This is a genomic window from Anaerobacillus sp. QJM3NY_32 (assembly GCF_056173645.1).
On the sequence record NZ_CM149684.1, the window covers coordinates 441,060 to 457,966 of the forward strand.

Consider the following 16,907-nt stretch of genomic DNA (forward strand, 5'->3'; position numbering starts at 1 on the left):
AAGAAAGGACGACTTACTATTCTGTAACTAGTAATCCTGTTTTGGATTTGCGATAATATAGACGACCTAAGAAAGGGAGGCGTTATGATGTGGGTTGAGAAATTATATCCTAAAGCGCCATATGACGTAGATCGACTTTTCCAAAGAATGAGCATGGATCCGCTTCAGTATATCGATGGTCACAGGCAACAATTTAAGATTCCTCTTATTATTAATAATGAAAAAGCCGTATATACAGTTCAATCAACTGGAAATCGTAAATACCCTTGCTTTGAGATATACGGATATGATGTAAGTAATAAGGAACAAGCGATTACTCAGATTAGTCAAATGTTTGACTTTCATATGGACATTGAAGGGATCTCATCAGTATTAAAAGAAACAAATATTCGATCATTAATGAATAATTACCTCGGTATGCCAATTATTTGTGAGCCTGACGCTTATTGTGCACTACTGAAGAATATTATTCATCAGCAGCTTAATATGAAGTTTGCGTATACGTTGACCTATCGTTTTGTGACAAGCTATGGAACTGAAATGGACGGCGTGTGGTTCTATCCTAAACCAGAGGTGGTTAGTCGTTTAACTGTTCACGAATTACGCGATTTACAATTTAGCAAAAGAAAAGCTGAATATGTGATTGGGATTGCTGAAAAGATTGTATCAGGAGCGCTTGATTTAGAGAATCTTTACAAATTAACAACTAAGGAAGTATATGATGAACTGCTTCCTATAAGAGGTGTTGGTCCATGGACAGTTGAATGTGTACTGCTTTTTGGACTAAGACGGAAAGATATATTACCTGCAGGTGATGTTGGGATCCAAAATGCCATTATGAAATGGTTTCAATTACCAACAAAGCCTACGAAAGAAGAAGTCGCTAAGTATAAAGAGAAATGGTCTCCGTATTCAAGCTATGTGTCCATGTATTTATGGGAAAGCTTAAGCGGTTAAGTAGAAGGAGAGATATTTTTGGATAACAAAAATGTGAAAGGGACAGGGCTTACGAACGGTCAAACAATTCCTTTAACTATTAAACGATTGGGGATAAATGGAGAAGGCGTCGGTTTTTTTAAAAGGACAGTGGTATTTGTTCCGGGAGCACTACCAGGAGAAGAAATTACAGCTGAAGTCACAAAGGTTTTTTCAAATCGTGCTGAAGCAAAAATAAAAAGGCTTCGAAAAAAATCGAATGACAGAACCACTCCACCATGTCCGGTATATGAAGAGTGTGGAGGATGTCAGCTCCAACATTTAAGCTATAAGGCACAACTTCGTGAAAAACGGGATATTGTGATTCAGTCGTTTGAACGACATGCAAAATTGGGTGAAAAGGATATAACGATAAAGCCTGTAATTGGAATGAAAGATCCCTGGAACTATCGAAATAAAAGTCAGCTTCAGGTAAGAAAGCAAAAGGGAAAAGTCATTGCAGGATTATACGGAGCAGGGTCACACGAGCTTGTTGAACTGACAAACTGTTTAGTACAACACCCGGAAACAAATAGAGTCACTCGTCAAGTTGTGAAGATACTCGAGGATTTAAATATTTCGATATATCATGAAAAGAAGAGGAAGGGGCTAGTTCGTACAATCGTAACGAGAGTTGGATTTGAAACGGGACAAATTCAATTAGTGCTTGTCACTTCAGAAGAGAACATTCCGCGGAAAGAATTACTTATTAAAGAAGTGAGGAAAAGGCTTCCTGAAGTGAAGTCGGTTATTCAAAATGTAAATGGGCAGAAAACATCTCTAATATTCGGTGATAAAACCTTCGTATTAGATGGGGAAGAAGTAATAGAGGAATCATTAGGAGATTTAAATTTCGAATTATCTGCTCGTGCCTTTTTCCAGCTAAATCCCACGCAAACTGTTCACCTCTATGATGAAGTGAAAAAAGCTGCTGCGCTTACTGGTAAAGAAAACATTATAGATGCTTATTGTGGAGTAGGTACGATTGGATTATGGCTTGCCGATAATGCGCGAGAAGTCAGAGGGATGGATGTCATTAAAGAATCGATTGATGATGCAAGAAAGAATGCTAAAAGTCACGGTTTTCAGGAGAAGATGACTTACGATGTAGGTAAAGCAGAAGAGGTCGTTCCTAAGTGGATAAAAGAAGGGTTCAAACCAAACGTGATTGTGGTAGATCCACCGAGAACCGGCTGTGATGAGACGTTATTAGCTACGATGGTAAAAGCAAAGCCAGATCGAATTGTTTATGTATCTTGTAATCCTTCAACGCTTGCAAAAGATTCTTCCTATTTAATGAAAAAGGGATATGAGCTTCGGCATTTACAGCCAGTCGATATGTTTCCACAAACCTCTCATATTGAAGTAGTGTCTGTTTTTAAAAGAAACACAGGGAATAAGAAATAGTTACAAGCTTATTTATGGATAGTGGAAGTAGTTAATCACTTCCGACTGGAAGCTAAATACAGTCATTAACACTTTCCACAGACTTATGCACAATATAAATAGGTATTTATAGCGTTACTAACAAGTTTATCAACAATATCCACAAGTTAATACGAGGTTATCAACAAAAAGAGTTGTTTATAGTAAATGTGCTTTAAAAAGGGAAAGATAACACGTTATGCACATTGTTAACAGCTTGTGCATAACTTTCTTGTTAACTTCTGAATCGCTATTTTTTTCTGAAATCAAAAAGGGACCGATACGGTCCCCTTTTTGGTTATTTGTTTTTCTTCGCGCGCTGGTTTGCGGCCTTAGATCTTTCTGCTGCTTTCGCATCAGCGGTGTCGAATTCATTTGCGAATTCTACATCCTGGTTTTGTGCTGATGGAATTGGATTTTTAGCTTGACGCTTTTGTTTACCTTCTGAAAAATTTGGACGTTTTGCCATCTTAATCAGCTCCTGTAAATGTGTTTGGAGAAGATCTCTCCACTCATTAGAATGGCTTGTTTTTGTTTAATTATTCGTCTTTATTTATGCCCAGCTCGGTCAGCACGTTTGAATTCTCTTCCAAAAAGAACATCTTGGGTCTTCGTTAGCGTCATTTTTGCTTCCTTATTTTCTCTGCCTTTACGTTTATCCACAATAATCCCTCTTTTCCTTAAGATGCTACTAGCATTGCCATCACATAAAGTTCTATGCACATGTGGATAAAAGCAATGACCGGTCGCCGATAGTAAGACTGTGGATTATGGCACTCTATAGAAAAAAACCAATAGAAATAAGGCAATAATAACAATAAAAAAAGTTCCTTTAACAGGAACTTATGCTTCTAATTGAACTTCAACTGCTTCTGTACCTTCACGCATGACATGAAGATGATAGTTATCGCGTTCAATTTCATATAAATGATATGATTTCTCTCCATTATTAATTTGCTTATAAACTTCAGGCCATTTCTCATTAGCTTTCTCGACATAAGGGATTTTTTCTGCAGCTTTTTGAGAGCGAATGTTATCCTTGTTAATTCTCATGAAAATTGTATGAATTTGCTTATCAAAAAACATTTCATTGAAGAAAGCTTCTTTCGCGATTTGATTATAACCTTTGCCATGGTAAGGGGTACCAATCCACGTTCCAAGAAAGCCAGTTTGATGTTCAATATCAAACAAATTAATTGTACCAATAGGTGCACCCCATTCATCAAGAATGGTCCTAGAAATTAATTCTCCCTGCTCCTCAGCTTCAATAAGTTGTTTTGTTAAGAATAGATATTCTTCGTAAGAGCTTGCTTTATGACGTACGAATGGGAAGACAGCTGGGTCAACCATCAAGTCAAATAGCATATGACATTCCGACAGGTCACGATGTTTAATCATGAGTTTCCCTCCTGTCGAGGGCAGACTTATCCCCACCCTCGAATAATAGTATGTTGAATTATTATTCGGGGTGGGAATCGAACCCACTAGGACCAGTCACTGCTGGTGGCGCACCAATTGCCTTCCCATATTCAGATATGAAGTTGTTAGTTCATTTTATTGTAATTACAAAAGTATCATACTCGATTTATTTAAAAAAAGATACTGGTTTTTTGCGTATTTTTCACTTCTAAATGTAAAGTTATTGTAAGTGTCTATGTGACAAGAAATTTAAGCGATTTTAACGAATAATTTCCCCGTTAATCATCGTCAATATTGGACGGGCATCGTACTGGAATGGATGATTAGACCAGAGCACTAAATCGGCATCTTTTCCAACTTCTATACTTCCAATTCGGTGTTCTACTCCAAGGCTTCTAGCGGGATTTAGTGTAATTCCTTCAATCGCTTTTTCTTCGCTTAACCCTTCTCTAACAGCAAGCGCTGCACAAATGTTTAAGTACTGAATAGGAACGTATGGATGATCTGTTGTGATTGACACCTCAATCCCGTGGCTATTCAGAATACCATAAGTCGCCCAAGTTTTATTCTTTAATTCTATTTTCGAACGTCTCGTCATAGAAGGGCCTACAGTTACTTTAAGGTTTTGTCCACTAAGTTCATCTGCAATAAGATGCCCTTCTGTACAATGCTCAATTCTGAGATCAAGATTAAACTCCCTGGCAAATCGAACAGCCGTTAATATATCGTCTGCACGGTGAGCGTGAATTCTAACAGGAATTTCACGATTTAGTGCTGCAATAATGGGTGAAATTCGTGGATGCTCGATCTGATTAGATCTCCCAGCATCATAGAATGCTTCTCGAAGAAGGCCCATAATTCCCATGCGGGTAATGGAATCATTATTAGAGTGACTATGAACCCGTTTTGGGTTTTCACCTAATGCAATTTTTAGACCGGCGGTTTCTCTGACAATCATTTTCTCTACGTTCTTTCCATGCGTTTTCAGAACAGTTGTTATACCGCCAATAATATTCGCACTTCCAGGCATAACTTGGACAGAAGTTACGCCAAATGCAATCGCATCTTTAAAACCAACATCGAGTGGATTTACACCGTCAAGTGCTCTTACATGGGGAGTTAGAGCTTCTACGGTTTCATTTGCATCATTACCGGCCCAGCCAGTGCCCTCGTCATAAAGGCCAACATGTGTATGTGCATCAATGAAACCGGGTAAAAGATGATAACCTTTGCCGTCAATTACGGTCATATCAGCTTCTTCAGATATAGAGGGGGAGACTTCATGAATAAGGCCGTCCTTTACAAGAACATCAGCACATGGGAGTAATGGTGATGAAACTGGATAAACTCGAGCTTGCTTAAATAATATCGTCACATTATTCACCTATCATCCTTTAGTTTTATAACTATGCATCGTCGAAAATAGCTAGTTAATTCATTATAGCCATTATCCATCATCGATACTACCTAATCGAAGGTGCACATGCCGAAGGATTATTAATTGAAATACTACTTTTTCATTAACTATTCAAATGAAGAGAGGGTTTGAAAAAAACCTGCTGGTTTAGACCAGCAGGTTCTCTAATGCGTCTTTTAATTTAATGTAGCGGAAAGGATAGCCTAATTCTTTAGCTTTCTGTGGAAGAACGCACTGTCCTTTTAATACAATCCCACTTTTTTCTCCTAGAGCTGCTTGAACAGGTGCTTCAGGAACAGGCATCCAGTGAGGTCGATTTAATACTTCTCCAACTGTTTTACCAAAATCATTCATTCTCTTTGGTTCAGGCGCGGTTACGTTTAATGGTCCCTGGACAGAATCGTGATCAACAGCAAATCGGATCATCCCAACTACATCCATAATATGTACCCAGGAATACCATTGTCGTCCATCACCAAGTTTACCACCCATAAATAATTTATATGGCAAGGTCATTAAAGGAAGGGCTCCTTCTTCGCCAAGGACAACACCAAATCGCGCAAGAACGGTACGAACTCCATGATTCTGTGCTTTCATTGCTTCATCTTCCCATTTGCGTGTAACATCTGCCAGGAAGTCAGAACCAGGTTCTGTATCATTTTCGGTAAATGATTTATCAACTGATGAACCATAAAATCCAATAGCAGAAGCGTTTACAAGAACGCGTGGTTTATGATCAAGTTTTTGAATGATGGAAATGATCTCTCTCGTTGACGAAATGCGGCTGTCTAGAATACGCTGTTTACGCTCTTCTGTCCACCGGCCGCTATTAATTGATTCGCCTGCAAGGTTCACGATGGCGTGAATCTTTGGGAGGTCCTTCTCTGGCTCAGCATCATCCTGAAGCCACTTTACATAAGTAACCCCTTTTTTTATAGGTTTGTTTGCAGGGTTCCGTGTTAGAATAAATACCGAATGCCCGTCATTAACAAAAGAGTCTGTTAGTTCACTTCCAACAAAACCAGTTCCTCCGGTAATCGCAATGTTCATATCATCTTCCTCCTAAGCGTACGCGATATACTTCTACTAGTTCTTTACCCATATTCATATTCCTCTAATCAAATGCTTTAACTTCATTCGTTTATTCAGAAAGTGCTACAATGTGAGTGGAGGTGAGTGCATTGGTCAAGGTTACGCGTATAACAACGCAAAAAAACAATAACGAACGATTTTCGATATTTATAGATAAAGGTTCAGGTGAAGAATTTGGTTTCGGTGTTGACCAGGATGTTCTGATCAGCTTTGGTCTTCGAAAAGGCGTCGAATTAAGCGACGAGATGCTTGAAGGAATTCATTTTGAAGACCAGGTGAAAAAAGGCATGAATTACGCGTTAAATTATTTATCTTACCGGATGCGCTCTGAAAAAGAGGTGAAAGAATACCTTACTAAAAAGGAAATACCTGAAGAGGCATTCGAAGCTATTTTCAAAAAGCTTCATCGCTATGGATACGTGAATGATCTTGAATTCGCTATTGCTTTTGTAAGGACAAAAGTAAATGGAGGCGCAAAAGGTCCATTTGTCATCGCGCAAGAGCTCAACCAAAAAGGAGTTAATAAAAAGATGACCGATAAAGCACTTGAAGAATACTCATATGAGCAACAGCTTGAGATTGCAATTAAGTTAGCTGAGAAAAAAGCATCAAAGCTAAAGACTTCCTCAGCAACGGAACAAAGGCAGAAAGTAAATCAGGAACTAAGAGCCAAAGGCTTCGATCGTGACATCATTCAAGAAGTGATGCAGCAAATCGATCTAGAAAAAGGAGAAGACGAGGAATGGGAAGCGCTCGTGCTTCAGGCCCAAAAAGCGGAACGACGCTATAGCAAACTCGAGCGTCGTGAATTCGATCATAAAATGAAGCAATTTTTATATCGTAAAGGGTTTCCTTTTCCGCTTATTAATAAATATCTAGAAGAACTTAACGATCAATAAATATCTCATTTTGTCCTTCATCTTCCTCGATGATTTGGAGGGCTTTCTCAAATGGGGATTTAAGTCTTGATACATCATTAATATGATCGGAATTCGCCCAAAATGGAGTATTCATCCCTCCCATATAAACAGCAGTTGCACTGACACCCGTGCCCTCTAGTTCTTTCCATAAGCTCTCAGTAAAACCTCTTATCGCATATTTAGAAGCGACGTAGACGGTTTCGTGATTTTTCCCTTTTAAACCAGCGGTAGAAATAATATTCATGATGCGACCTTCCATGCTTTTTAATGTAGGGAGGAACGTTTGTGTTGCAAAAATGGTGCCTTTCACATTTGTATCAATAACCTTATGTATATCAGAAATAGTAATGTCTTCTAAAGCCCCGAACGTTCCTGTACCAGCATTGTTTACAAGCATGTGAATTTGTAGATTATCCCGATCCATTGCTTGTTTCAGTTTTTTAAGTTCTTCAGGATCAGTTATATCGCATTCATAAATGGAACAGACACCTTTATTATTTTTGATTTCCTGGTCAATGGATTCAAGTTTTTGTTTGGTTCGACCAACAAGTACGACATGGTGTCCTTTAGTTGCCCACTGTTTTGCAAGCTCAGCTCCGAGGCCAGAACCGGCACCCGTAATTAAAATGGTTTTCATATAAAATCACTCCTTTCTGTAAGCGTAGCATATTTTTGTCAGGAAGTAGAAAATGAACTATACTTGGGGAAGAATTGATGATGATGGAGGTCAAGGATGGAAAAGCGTTTCAGTGATATGAGTGAGCAGGAACTAAGAAATGAAATTGCCCTCTTAAGCGAAAAAGCACGTAGAGCGGAGCAAATGGGCATGGTCAATGAATTCGCCGTTCATGAACGAAGGATTGCACTTGCTAAATCGTATTTATTAAACCCGGATGACTTTATACCGGGCCATAAATATGAAATTGATGGTGATCCAGGTTCTACGTTTATTATCGATTATATGAATGGGACGTTTGCATGGGGAAACCGTGACGGTAGCGATGAGATTGAAGCATTCCCTATTTCGATGTTAATTCAAAAAGAGCAGCAGTAACGCTGCTCTCTTATTTCATCATTTTTACGATCGTTTACGTGTTTGTACCTGTAGTACGATATCGTTATAAGTTTGCTGCGTTTCTCCATTCACCTGATTATGAGCGTGTTTTGGATTTGCACGCGGAGATTGGAATGGATCCTCATATTTCGGATGGAGTCTATCTCGGTTATTTTTTCCCATAGATGCTACCTCCTGTATAAGAGAATTATCCCTGACGGTGGCCTGTCCGATTTGAAGCATTCATCCGCTCTTGTGGATGAGTGTTAATCGACCCGTCAGCACGTTTTGATGCGAATTCTTCTTTTGCGCGGGGTTCACCAGAAAATTTAGCATCTGGAAATCCGGTTTTTTTATTTCTCATCAGCGTGCGCCCCTTTCCAATATCGTGTTGTGAATCAGGCACACCATTAGTATGCGAATTCGGTCGGAATGTTATGTGCCAAACAAAGTTATTTATTAGACAGAATTTGAATTACACCACGAAAGGAGAATGCCTCATGGAAGATTTATTTCAAAGGCTTACTCATAACCTTCTTGAGAAAAATGATCACCTCTCTTATGGTCAAGCGAGAACAATGGTGGAGTTGCTTTGGGAGGATTTTGAATCGTCAAGAGCCAAGGCAGGCAGAGAGTATAAAGGTCAGGATGTAACTGAAAAAATTGTAAAGCAATGGATTGACTACTATGGTCCTGTTTTACATGATTTCATGATGAATAATCCAAAATATAAAGGGTATTTTGGAGATGACAGAAGCATAAAACATTAAACAAAAACCGGCTGGGCACATTATGTGCCCAGCCGGTTTTCTGTGTCATAAAATAAAGTTAACGACTAATCAAGAGCGGGATCTAATTTCTTTCGTAACGTATCTTCGCTGTAAACCCATCCAGTATAGGAACTCGTTATTTCGAGCTGATCTTCCATTTGTACCACGGCGACAAATGGATAATGGCCTTTATTTCGATAGCGAAGATCAATAAAGCGAACTTCATATCCAACTTCTTTTTCTTCAATCTCCCATCTATAAACTGGTGAGAATGAAAGAAATGCACTTAAGTTAGGATCTTCCTTCGCAGATTCCAGTACTGGTGTTTTAGGAACAGGAACGCGATCAAATACGTCTTGAATATGGATCGTAGTTCCTTCAGCGCGAGCTACATAAAACTGTGTCTCAGATTTAACTGCGATATGCCACCTGCTCCAACGAATTGTTGGTGAGACGATCACTTCGACTGCATCTGGAATTCGCTTTCTCACAGCATGAATCACTTTCTTCTGTTCAATTATTCTCCAAACGTAATAGAGAATAAGTATGCCGTAGATCGTGAGGAAAGTGTACCCAGGATTGACTCCCAAATACCAGAGAATTAATCCACCAATATGACTGAGAAAAATAAATGGATCAAAAATATTAATGACGCCAAGGGCTACCCATCTGTTAGAAAATGGCCTAATGGCTTGCGTTCCATATGCGTTAAAAATATCGACAAACACATGAATGAAGACAGCAAGAAATGTCCATAACCAAAGGTGGAGCCAATTTGTTTCAGGAAAAAACACCATTATTCCGCTGCTAATAATGATTGGCCAGAGAAGAACTGCAGGAATGGAATGAGTAATTCCACGATGGTGTCGGATATAGACAGCGTTATTTTTAAGTTTAAGCACAGTATCAAAGTCCGGGGCCTGCGATCCTATTAGCGCTCCAATTAGAACGCTTTGAGCGGTAATGGGGTCCTGTGCAATAGCTGGATCTAACGTTGCAAGAGCTCCAATCCCCAGTCCCATGACCACATGTGTCCCAGTATCCATAGGCTAAGAATCCTCCTTATGAAACGTATCGATCGTTTAGCTAACGATCGTAAATAGACCAAAAAGAATTTATGTCTATTTTGCATTCTTTATTTAGTTATACCCAATTTGAACGAATGTGAAAAGTTAAAAGGTGAATGAAAAGGTATGATGCGTTATTATATGTGATAGACGAAGGTTGAGGAAGTTTCTTAGTAAATTTAAATAAATCTTTTAACACCATTTAATATATCATATCGGAGAGTTGATCCATGACAGAGAAAGTGACAGACCTTTTACATTATTTCGATGAAAAGCAGTTCCAACAGGACCTTATTGCCTGGTTTAAAAAAGAGCAGCGTACACTACCTTGGCGTGAGAATCAGGATCCTTATCGTGTATGGGTATCTGAAATTATGCTACAGCAAACGAGAGTAGACACTGTAATCCCATATTTTGAGCGGTTTATGAGCCTTTTTCCTACTGTGGAGGCACTTACAAATGCTGAAGAGGCAGATGTATTAAAAGCCTGGGAAGGGCTTGGTTATTACTCAAGGGCGAGAAATCTTCAAAGTGCTGTTCGAGAAGTAGCAGAGACTTATAACGGTATAGTGCCGAATAATCCCAAGCAAATATCTGAACTTAAGGGAGTAGGCCCCTACACTGCTGGGGCAATTTTAAGCATTGCTTATGACATACCACAGCCAGCTGTCGATGGAAACGTGATGCGTGTTCTTTCGCGAATTATTGGGATTTGGGAGGATATTGCTAAACCATCAGCAAGAAAGACTTTTGAAGAAGTAACTGGACGAATTATTTCCGATGAGGATCCATCCTCATTCAATCAGGGGATGATGGAGCTTGGTGCGATTGTATGTACACCAAGATCCCCTTCGTGTCTTCTTTGCCCTGTACAAGAGCATTGTAGAGCCTTTGCTGAAGGGTCGCAGGAAGAGCTGCCAATCAAATCAAAGAAAAAAGCCCCCAGACCCGTACCGATTGCAGTTATAGCTCTTGAGAATAATGAAGGCAAATTTCTTATTCGACAGCGTCCGGAGAAAGGACTTCTGGCAAGCTTGTGGGAATTTCCAAACGTTGAATTAACAGAAGGTGGCTTGAAAGAAAATCAGCTCAAACACCATTTACAAGATACTTATGAAATTAACTCTAAGATTGAGAAGGAATTATCCTCGTTTAATCATATTTTTAGCCATTTAAAATGGCAATTAACAGTTTATAAAGGATCATTTATTGGCCATATCGATCATGAAAAGGCGAAAATGGTTAGTAAGAATGAGTTGCGAGATTATGCCTTTCCTGTCGCTCACCAAAAAATTGTCAATTTGATTTTAGAAGGAGATGAAGCAGAGTGAATTTGAATCTTGAAAACAAGCGCGTTCTTATTACAGGAGGCTCTAAGGGAATTGGAAAGTCGATTGCGAAGGTATTCTATGAAGAAGGTGCGAAAGTGGGGATTTGCGGTAGAAATCGTGATGATCTCGAATTGGCTAGGAATGAAATTGGTCAGGACTTAGCCATTTTTGAAGCGGATGTGACGGATGAGCGGAAGCGCGTCCAGCTCATTGATTCTTTCATCATGCAATTTGGTTCACTTGATATCTTAGTAAACAACGCTGGGGGAAGCAGTGGTTCGACAATTATGGAGACGGATATATCTCAATTCCATAAAGCAATGGAGCTTAATTACTACTCAGCGGTACACCTTAGTCAGCTTTCTGCCGAAATCATGAAGCAACAGGGAAGTGGCGCAATCATCAATATTTCTTCTATCTTCGGTCGTGAATCTGGTGGGAAACCAACTTATAATAATTCAAAATCGGCTATGATTAGTTTTACTAAAGCTATGGGTGATGAGCTAATTAAAGACGGTGTCCGCGTGAATGGGGTTGCTCCAGGAGCCATTCTGCACCCATCAGGGAACTGGCAGAATCGACTTGATGATAATCCTGAGAAAATAGCTGAATTTGTAGATAAAGAAATACCAGGAGGAAGATTTGGGACAACTGACGAAGTGGCGAATGCCGTTGTTTTCCTTGCCTCTGAAAAAGCTTCATGGATTGTTGGTGCGACAATCAACGTCGATGGCGGACAATCGAAATCAAATTTCTAACATTTACTTAAACAACCTTCTGAAGAGTTTCAGAAGGTTGTTTTTTGGACGGAGAACTGGATTTTATTCGGGCATAAATGCTGAGAGCCCACCACGCTGTTCAATTTCTTTCATTATTTCTCGATGGATAGCTACGCCTTCGCTATTTAAGTAAGGAGTAACCTGTTGAAGGCTATAGTGAAAAAAAGATAGTTCTTCGTCCACCCACTCCTTTTTAGACATCATAGAAAGCTCTGTCATATCTCGATTATTCATCATTTAACCTCCTTCTTCTTCTTAGTTTGTATCATTGATTTGAACAGTATGAAGGGGAAGAGATGGAAAGCATGATGAAATGTTCATTCCTGATAAGCTATCAAGTAACAGTTCTATAAGGAATATTTTTGTTTATTTGCACCCGAAACAAGTTTTTCTAAAAACAATACATAAGAATCATGTTACTGGATATTCTATTGTTTGTGGGAGGTGATAAGCCATGGCAAAGAAACCAGGACAAACACAAGCTGGTGCAAACATTCAACAAGCGAAACAGCAGAACCAACAAGCTTCTGCTGGTAAAGCTGGTCAGCAACAATACGGTGCTGAATTTGCAAATGAAACAGATGCACAAGAAGTAAAAGCTCGCAACGCGAAGTCTGCTCAAAATAAGCAGCAAGCATCTGCAGGACAAGCAGCTCAGCAACAATACGGTGCTGAATTTGCAAGCGAAACGGATGCACAACAAGTGAAAGCTCGCAACGCGAAGTCTGCTCAAAATAAGCAGCAAGCATCTGCTAAGAACCAGCAGCAACAATAATCGAACTTCCCGGACAGGGCTGACTTAGTCAGCCCTGTTTTTCGTTAGTTAAATGCTGGTAGGGATTATAAGACAAGTGGAGAAACAATCTAATATAGGAAGGGGTGTTGGTTATGTGCGGACGATTCTCGCTAACGACAGAACTCGACGTGTTACTTGAAAGGTTTCAAATTGATCAAACGAGCATGGATGAATATATACCACGATTTAATATAGCACCATCTCAACAAATCCCGGCTGTGATTAGAACAAATCAAATGAATCGAATGGGAACCTTGCGTTGGGGGCTAATTCCATTCTGGGCAAAGGATGCGTCTATCTCAAATAAATTAATCAATGCGCGAAGTGAAACAGCTCAGGAGAAAGCGAGCTTTAAGCATGCTCTTAAGCAGCGAAGGTGTTTAATATTATCGGATGGTTTTTATGAATGGAAGCAGACGAAGGATCAAAAAATTCCGATGCGGATCCAAGTAAGAAAGGGTGAGCCGTTTGCAATGGCGGGGTTGTGGGAAAAATGGAATGATGGCGACAAAAATCATTTTACATGTACGATACTTACCACAGAAGCAAATGAATTTATGAAAGAGATACATAATCGCATGCCCGTCATTTTAACAAGAGATGATGAGAGGATTTGGCTGGATGATACAGTAAGTGATAGTGAAATCTTAAGCAGTTGTATGAAGCCCATATCCTCTAAGGAAATGAATGCGTATGAAGTTTCGACGCTTGTGAATTCCCCTAGAAATGAACAACCAGAATGTATTGCTCCTGTAGGGAGTTTATGACAAAACTCCTGACTTCTCTACAGAAGTTCCCAAAGGATTTCACATGAGTTTATGGAATTTCTTTTTTGATGAAGGCTTGCTAGAAATCGCTAATGGTATTAGCTTGCTCCATGGGAATGTCAAAAATCACAATTTGGAAGGAGAGGTTAAATGAAGGAGTTTGATGAGCTCATTCAACAGCAGCTCAAGCTTGCCGATCAAATGATTCGTACGAAGGAAGAAATTCTAAGCTTAGAGGATATTCTGGATGAAGAAAAGGGTAGAAATGCCATAATTGTAGAAAGAAAAGAGATGCTATCACTTATGGAGGATGAGTTTGAACGACTTATTTCGGACGTCATCTCTACCTTTGAAAAAACCCCTATTTATTAAGCTGAAATTGGGTGCCATTCTATTCGAGTGGCGCTTTTATTTTAATTTTATTTTGTTAAGCGTTATAATAGAGAAGAATATAGATGAGATGTAAGATTTTTGATAATAGCCATGTATTGAACGGTAAGAAAGAAAGGATGCTGTGAGTCTGCCTGTATGCAAAAGGCATTCATCGTTTTCCGGAATTTCTTAGGAAAGGAGAAGAAGATGAGTTTCCCAACGACCGGGACGAGAATTCAAATTCAAAGCTATAAACATCGCGGTACGCTACATCGTACTTGGGAAGAAAGCATCGTACTTAAAGGCACATCCAAAGAAATAATCGGCGGAAACGATCGCATTCTTGTGACTGAAGCTGATGGAAGACAATGGAGAACGCGTGAACCTGCGATTTGCTACTTTAGTGCAAACCACTGGTTCAATGTCATCGGAATGATCAGAACAGATGGGCTATATTATTATTGTAATTTAGGTACTCCATTTACTTACGATGAAGAAGCATTGAAGTATATTGATTACGATCTTGATATTAAGATCTATCCTGATATGACTTTTAAGTTATTAGATGAAGATGAGTATGAAGCACACCGCGAAGAAATGAATTATCCCGAAGCAGTCGATCGTATTATACAACAAAATGTAAAAGAACTGATGAACTGGATTCATCAAAGAAAAGGACCGTTTGCCCCTGGATTTGTAGATCAGTGGTATGAACAGTTCCTTCAATATAGGTAAGAAAAACCTGTTGAATGTTTTTCAACAGGTTTTTGCATGATATAAAAACAGCATGTGATTAACTAAAGGATGATGCCATCTGGGTAGTATAAAAAGGTATATGACCTTTGTAAGACCGTATAAAAAACAAATTGGGATAACGATTGGAATTGGAATATTAAAGTTTGGTATTCCTCTTCTCCTTCCATTGATTTTAAAGTACGTCATTGATGACATTATCAATGCAGAAATGCCAGCTGGGGATAAGTATGAGCAGCTTCTTTGGTTGATGGGAGGAGCTTTCTTTCTATTCGTCGTTGTCAGACCACCGGTAGAATACTTCCGTCAGTATTATGCTCAGTGGATTGGAAGTAAGATTCTGTATGATATACGAGATAAATTATTTTCTCATATCCAACAATTAAGTTTGAAGTTTTACTCTAATAACAAAGCAGGGGAAATCATCTCAAGAGTAATAAATGATGTGGAGCAAACAAAAACATTTGTAATTACTGGGATGATGAATGTTTGGCTTGATCTCATTACCATCGTCATCATTATCGGTATATTATCATTTATGAATGTTTGGCTAACGCTTGCAGCAATTGTTCTTCTTCCTCTGTATGGACTGTCAGTTAAATTTTTCTATAAGCGTCTTCGTGATTTAACAAAGGATCGCTCACAGGCACTTGCAGAAGTTCAAGGTCATCTTCATGAACGAGTTCAAGGGATGTCTGTGATTCGAAGTTTTGCCTTAGAAGATTATGAACAAGAGCAATTTAACAAAAGAAATACGAATTTCTTAGAACGAGCACTTGATCATACAAGGTGGAATGCCAAAACGTTTGCTGTCGTTAATACGATTACGGATGTAGCTCCTCTTATTGTTATCGCCTTTTCTGCGTATCTTGTGATTTCGGGTGGACTCCAAATCGGTGAAATGGTTGCGTTTGTGACTTATATGGACCGGCTTTATAGTCCTTTAAGAAGATTGGTGAATTCGTCTACCACATTAACCCAAGCCATTGCATCAATGGATCGTGTATTTGAATTTGTCGATGAAAAATACGATATTGTAGATAGAAAAGATGCAAAAAAGTTAAACGATGTTCGAGGAAATATCCAATTTGAACATGTTTCATTTAAATATAATGAAGAGGATCTACCTGTTCTAAAAGGAATTGATCTTAATGTACGTGCTGGAGAAACCATTGCGCTTGTAGGAATGAGCGGTGGCGGTAAATCCTCACTTGTCAGCTTAATTCCACGTTTCTATGATGTGACGGGTGGGAGTATTCTAATTGACGGTACAGACATACGGGATTATGAAGCAAGAAGCTTGAGAGATAACATTGGAATGGTTCTTCAGGATAACATCCTATTTAGTGAATCCGTTCGAATGAATATCATGATGGGGAATCCAAATGCCTCTGAAGAAGAAGTTATACAAGCTGCAAAGGCTGCTAACGCTCATGAGTTCATCATGAACCTTCAAGACGGATATGATACGCCCGTTGGTGAACGAGGTGTGAAGCTGTCTGGTGGACAAAAACAACGGATTGCAATCGCAAGAGTATTTCTTAAAAATCCGCCTATTTTAATTCTTGATGAAGCAACGTCAGCACTTGACCTTGAAAGTGAACATCTTATTCAAGAAGCGCTTGAAGTACTTGCGAAAGATCGCACAACCTTTATTGTCGCACACCGTCTAGCGACAGTGACGCATGCTGACCGTATCGTGGTGGTAGAAAACGGCCAAATTTCAGAGAGCGGGAATCACCAAGAGCTCATGAAACGGAAAGGGTCCTACCATAATTTGTTTCAAGTACAAAATTTATAGTTATTCATCAAAAAGCATCTCTTTGAGGTGCTTTTTTTGTTTAAATATGCATATTATCGCGTAAAAGCGTCAAAAAAAGACAGAAAATTACCTCAATAAGCGTTGCCAACTAACAAAAATAATGTAATAATGATAAACAGATTTTAGTTTAATTAAAAAATTCAGAATT

At 39.1% G+C, this 16,907-nt stretch carries 22 protein-coding genes; 12 read left to right on the top strand and 10 right to left on the bottom strand.

From position 1 onward, the window contains the following. Positions 1-87 precede the first annotated feature (87 nt). Together AC0VYH_RS02370 and rlmD are read left to right on the top strand one after the other, a co-directional pair. Positions 88-957, top strand: coding sequence for a DNA-3-methyladenine glycosylase family protein (locus tag AC0VYH_RS02370; RefSeq protein ID WP_430241528.1), 870 nt, complete (start codon positions 88-90; stop codon positions 955-957). Between the two features lie 18 nt (positions 958-975). Then, positions 976-2,382 (top strand): 23S rRNA (uracil(1939)-C(5))-methyltransferase RlmD, encoded by a 1,407-nt coding sequence (gene rlmD, locus AC0VYH_RS02375; RefSeq protein WP_475373238.1) that lies wholly within the window; start codon positions 976-978, stop codon positions 2,380-2,382. Positions 2,383-2,698: 316 nt separating this feature from the next. On the opposite strand, the gene AC0VYH_RS02380 is transcribed toward rlmD, so the two are convergent. The 5 genes from AC0VYH_RS02380 to AC0VYH_RS02400 all read right to left on the bottom strand — a co-directional run bounded on the left by AC0VYH_RS02380 (position 2,699) and on the right by AC0VYH_RS02400 (position 6,286). Further along, positions 2,699-2,869 carry a YfhD family protein gene (locus AC0VYH_RS02380; RefSeq protein WP_430241524.1) on the bottom strand — a complete coding sequence of 57 codons (171 nt, stop codon included), beginning with the start codon at positions 2,867-2,869 and terminating at the stop codon, positions 2,699-2,701. A gap of 80 nt (positions 2,870-2,949) precedes the next feature. Then, complete coding sequence (locus tag AC0VYH_RS02385) at positions 2,950-3,063, bottom strand: YfhE family protein (protein WP_194220105.1); 114 nt, start codon at positions 3,061-3,063, stop codon at positions 2,950-2,952. Positions 3,064-3,243: 180 nt separating this feature from the next. Next, a complete protein-coding gene (locus AC0VYH_RS02390) occupies positions 3,244-3,798 on the bottom strand; it encodes a GNAT family N-acetyltransferase (RefSeq protein WP_430241522.1) in 555 nt (184 codons plus the stop codon). A gap of 280 nt (positions 3,799-4,078) precedes the next feature. Beyond that, positions 4,079-5,194, bottom strand: coding sequence for an amidohydrolase (locus AC0VYH_RS02395; protein WP_475373239.1), 1,116 nt, complete (start codon positions 5,192-5,194; stop codon positions 4,079-4,081). 189 nt (positions 5,195-5,383) lie between these two features. Beyond that, entirely contained in the window at positions 5,384-6,286 is a 903-nt protein-coding gene (locus tag AC0VYH_RS02400) for a TIGR01777 family oxidoreductase (RefSeq protein ID WP_475373240.1), read from the bottom strand. Between the two features lie 131 nt (positions 6,287-6,417). On the opposite strand from AC0VYH_RS02400, the gene recX reads away from it, so the two are divergent. Beyond that, complete coding sequence (recX, locus tag AC0VYH_RS02405) at positions 6,418-7,227, top strand: recombination regulator RecX (protein WP_475366459.1); 810 nt, start codon at positions 6,418-6,420, stop codon at positions 7,225-7,227. Here recX and AC0VYH_RS02410 read toward each other — a convergent pair. Continuing rightward, the gene (locus tag AC0VYH_RS02410; RefSeq protein ID WP_475366460.1) at positions 7,214-7,885 is read right to left on the bottom strand and encodes an SDR family NAD(P)-dependent oxidoreductase; all 672 of its coding nucleotides are present in this window, start codon (positions 7,883-7,885) and stop codon (positions 7,214-7,216) included. The genes recX and AC0VYH_RS02410 overlap by 14 nt on opposite strands. Before the next feature lie 96 nt (positions 7,886-7,981). On the opposite strand from AC0VYH_RS02410, the gene AC0VYH_RS02415 reads away from it, so the two are divergent. After that, positions 7,982-8,302 (top strand): YfhH family protein, encoded by a 321-nt coding sequence (locus tag AC0VYH_RS02415; protein WP_283153076.1) that lies wholly within the window; start codon positions 7,982-7,984, stop codon positions 8,300-8,302. Between the two features lie 24 nt (positions 8,303-8,326). Here AC0VYH_RS02415 and AC0VYH_RS02420 read toward each other — a convergent pair whose 3' ends face one another. Further along, positions 8,327-8,485 (bottom strand): YpzG family protein, encoded by a 159-nt coding sequence (locus AC0VYH_RS02420; protein ID WP_194220098.1) that lies wholly within the window; start codon positions 8,483-8,485, stop codon positions 8,327-8,329. Positions 8,486-8,510: 25 nt separating this feature from the next. Beyond that, complete coding sequence (gene sspK, locus AC0VYH_RS02425; RefSeq protein WP_371018515.1) at positions 8,511-8,666, bottom strand: small, acid-soluble spore protein K; 156 nt, start codon at positions 8,664-8,666, stop codon at positions 8,511-8,513. Positions 8,667-8,802: 136 nt separating this feature from the next. Between sspK and AC0VYH_RS02430 the strand changes: the two genes are divergently transcribed. Further along, complete coding sequence (locus AC0VYH_RS02430; protein ID WP_159781055.1) at positions 8,803-9,072, top strand: YfhJ family protein; 270 nt, start codon at positions 8,803-8,805, stop codon at positions 9,070-9,072. Positions 9,073-9,137: 65 nt separating this feature from the next. Here the strand turns inward: AC0VYH_RS02430 and AC0VYH_RS02435 are convergent, their stop codons facing one another. After that, a complete protein-coding gene (locus AC0VYH_RS02435) occupies positions 9,138-10,118 on the bottom strand; it encodes a metal-dependent hydrolase (RefSeq protein ID WP_475366462.1) in 981 nt (326 codons plus the stop codon). Between the two features lie 251 nt (positions 10,119-10,369). Between AC0VYH_RS02435 and mutY the strand changes: the two genes are divergently transcribed. Both mutY and AC0VYH_RS02445 read left to right on the top strand, forming a co-directional pair. Beyond that, positions 10,370-11,470, top strand: coding sequence for an A/G-specific adenine glycosylase (gene mutY, locus AC0VYH_RS02440; RefSeq protein WP_475373241.1), 1,101 nt, complete (start codon positions 10,370-10,372; stop codon positions 11,468-11,470). Further along, positions 11,467-12,228 (top strand): SDR family NAD(P)-dependent oxidoreductase, encoded by a 762-nt coding sequence (locus AC0VYH_RS02445; RefSeq protein ID WP_475373242.1) that lies wholly within the window; start codon positions 11,467-11,469, stop codon positions 12,226-12,228. The genes mutY and AC0VYH_RS02445 overlap by 4 nt, the downstream gene beginning before the upstream one ends. 63 nt (positions 12,229-12,291) lie before the next feature. Here the strand turns inward: AC0VYH_RS02445 and AC0VYH_RS02450 are convergent, their stop codons facing one another. Continuing rightward, entirely contained in the window at positions 12,292-12,486 is a 195-nt protein-coding gene (locus AC0VYH_RS02450; RefSeq protein WP_283153072.1) for a hypothetical protein, read from the bottom strand. A 217-nt stretch (positions 12,487-12,703) separates the two neighbouring features. On the opposite strand from AC0VYH_RS02450, the gene AC0VYH_RS02455 reads away from it, so the two are divergent. The 5 genes from AC0VYH_RS02455 (at position 12,704) to AC0VYH_RS02475 (ending at position 16,738) form a co-directional block, all read left to right on the top strand. Next, positions 12,704-13,024 carry a gamma-type small acid-soluble spore protein gene (locus AC0VYH_RS02455; RefSeq protein ID WP_194220091.1) on the top strand — a complete coding sequence of 107 codons (321 nt, stop codon included), beginning with the start codon at positions 12,704-12,706 and terminating at the stop codon, positions 13,022-13,024. Between the two features lie 113 nt (positions 13,025-13,137). Continuing rightward, positions 13,138-13,812, top strand: coding sequence for an SOS response-associated peptidase (locus AC0VYH_RS02460; protein ID WP_475366465.1), 675 nt, complete (start codon positions 13,138-13,140; stop codon positions 13,810-13,812). A 150-nt stretch (positions 13,813-13,962) separates the two neighbouring features. After that, a complete protein-coding gene (locus AC0VYH_RS02465; protein ID WP_194220089.1) occupies positions 13,963-14,184 on the top strand; it encodes a hypothetical protein in 222 nt (73 codons plus the stop codon). A 207-nt stretch (positions 14,185-14,391) separates the two neighbouring features. Beyond that, positions 14,392-14,919 carry a nucleoside tri-diphosphate phosphatase gene (ntdP, locus tag AC0VYH_RS02470; protein WP_226616541.1) on the top strand — a complete coding sequence of 176 codons (528 nt, stop codon included), beginning with the start codon at positions 14,392-14,394 and terminating at the stop codon, positions 14,917-14,919. Positions 14,920-15,019: 100 nt separating this feature from the next. Continuing rightward, complete coding sequence (locus AC0VYH_RS02475; RefSeq protein ID WP_475368363.1) at positions 15,020-16,738, top strand: ABC transporter ATP-binding protein; 1,719 nt, start codon at positions 15,020-15,022, stop codon at positions 16,736-16,738. Positions 16,739-16,907: the final 169 nt, after the last annotated feature.

Coding starts and splice junctions, on each gene's coding strand:
- sspK (WP_371018515.1), bottom strand. CDS start 8,666: ATGAGAAATAAAAAAACCGGATTTCCAGATGCTAAATTTTCTGGTGAA.
- ntdP (WP_226616541.1), top strand. CDS start 14,392: ATGAGTTTCCCAACGACCGGGACGAGAATTCAAATTCAAAGCTATAAA.
- AC0VYH_RS02370 (WP_430241528.1), top strand. CDS start 88: ATGTGGGTTGAGAAATTATATCCTAAAGCGCCATATGACGTAGATCGA.
- mutY (WP_475373241.1), top strand. CDS start 10,370: ATGACAGAGAAAGTGACAGACCTTTTACATTATTTCGATGAAAAGCAG.
- AC0VYH_RS02420 (WP_194220098.1), bottom strand. CDS start 8,485: ATGGGAAAAAATAACCGAGATAGACTCCATCCGAAATATGAGGATCCA.
- AC0VYH_RS02415 (WP_283153076.1), top strand. CDS start 7,982: ATGGAAAAGCGTTTCAGTGATATGAGTGAGCAGGAACTAAGAAATGAA.
- AC0VYH_RS02430 (WP_159781055.1), top strand. CDS start 8,803: ATGGAAGATTTATTTCAAAGGCTTACTCATAACCTTCTTGAGAAAAAT.
- AC0VYH_RS02450 (WP_283153072.1), bottom strand. CDS start 12,486: ATGATGAATAATCGAGATATGACAGAGCTTTCTATGATGTCTAAAAAG.
- AC0VYH_RS02410 (WP_475366460.1), bottom strand. CDS start 7,885: ATGAAAACCATTTTAATTACGGGTGCCGGTTCTGGCCTCGGAGCTGAG.
- AC0VYH_RS02390 (WP_430241522.1), bottom strand. CDS start 3,798: ATGATTAAACATCGTGACCTGTCGGAATGTCATATGCTATTTGACTTG.
- AC0VYH_RS02475 (WP_475368363.1), top strand. CDS start 15,020: ATGACCTTTGTAAGACCGTATAAAAAACAAATTGGGATAACGATTGGA.
- AC0VYH_RS02455 (WP_194220091.1), top strand. CDS start 12,704: ATGGCAAAGAAACCAGGACAAACACAAGCTGGTGCAAACATTCAACAA.
- AC0VYH_RS02435 (WP_475366462.1), bottom strand. CDS start 10,118: ATGGATACTGGGACACATGTGGTCATGGGACTGGGGATTGGAGCTCTT.
- AC0VYH_RS02465 (WP_194220089.1), top strand. CDS start 13,963: ATGAAGGAGTTTGATGAGCTCATTCAACAGCAGCTCAAGCTTGCCGAT.
- AC0VYH_RS02400 (WP_475373240.1), bottom strand. CDS start 6,286: ATGAACATTGCGATTACCGGAGGAACTGGTTTTGTTGGAAGTGAACTA.
- AC0VYH_RS02460 (WP_475366465.1), top strand. CDS start 13,138: ATGTGCGGACGATTCTCGCTAACGACAGAACTCGACGTGTTACTTGAA.
- AC0VYH_RS02380 (WP_430241524.1), bottom strand. CDS start 2,869: ATGGCAAAACGTCCAAATTTTTCAGAAGGTAAACAAAAGCGTCAAGCT.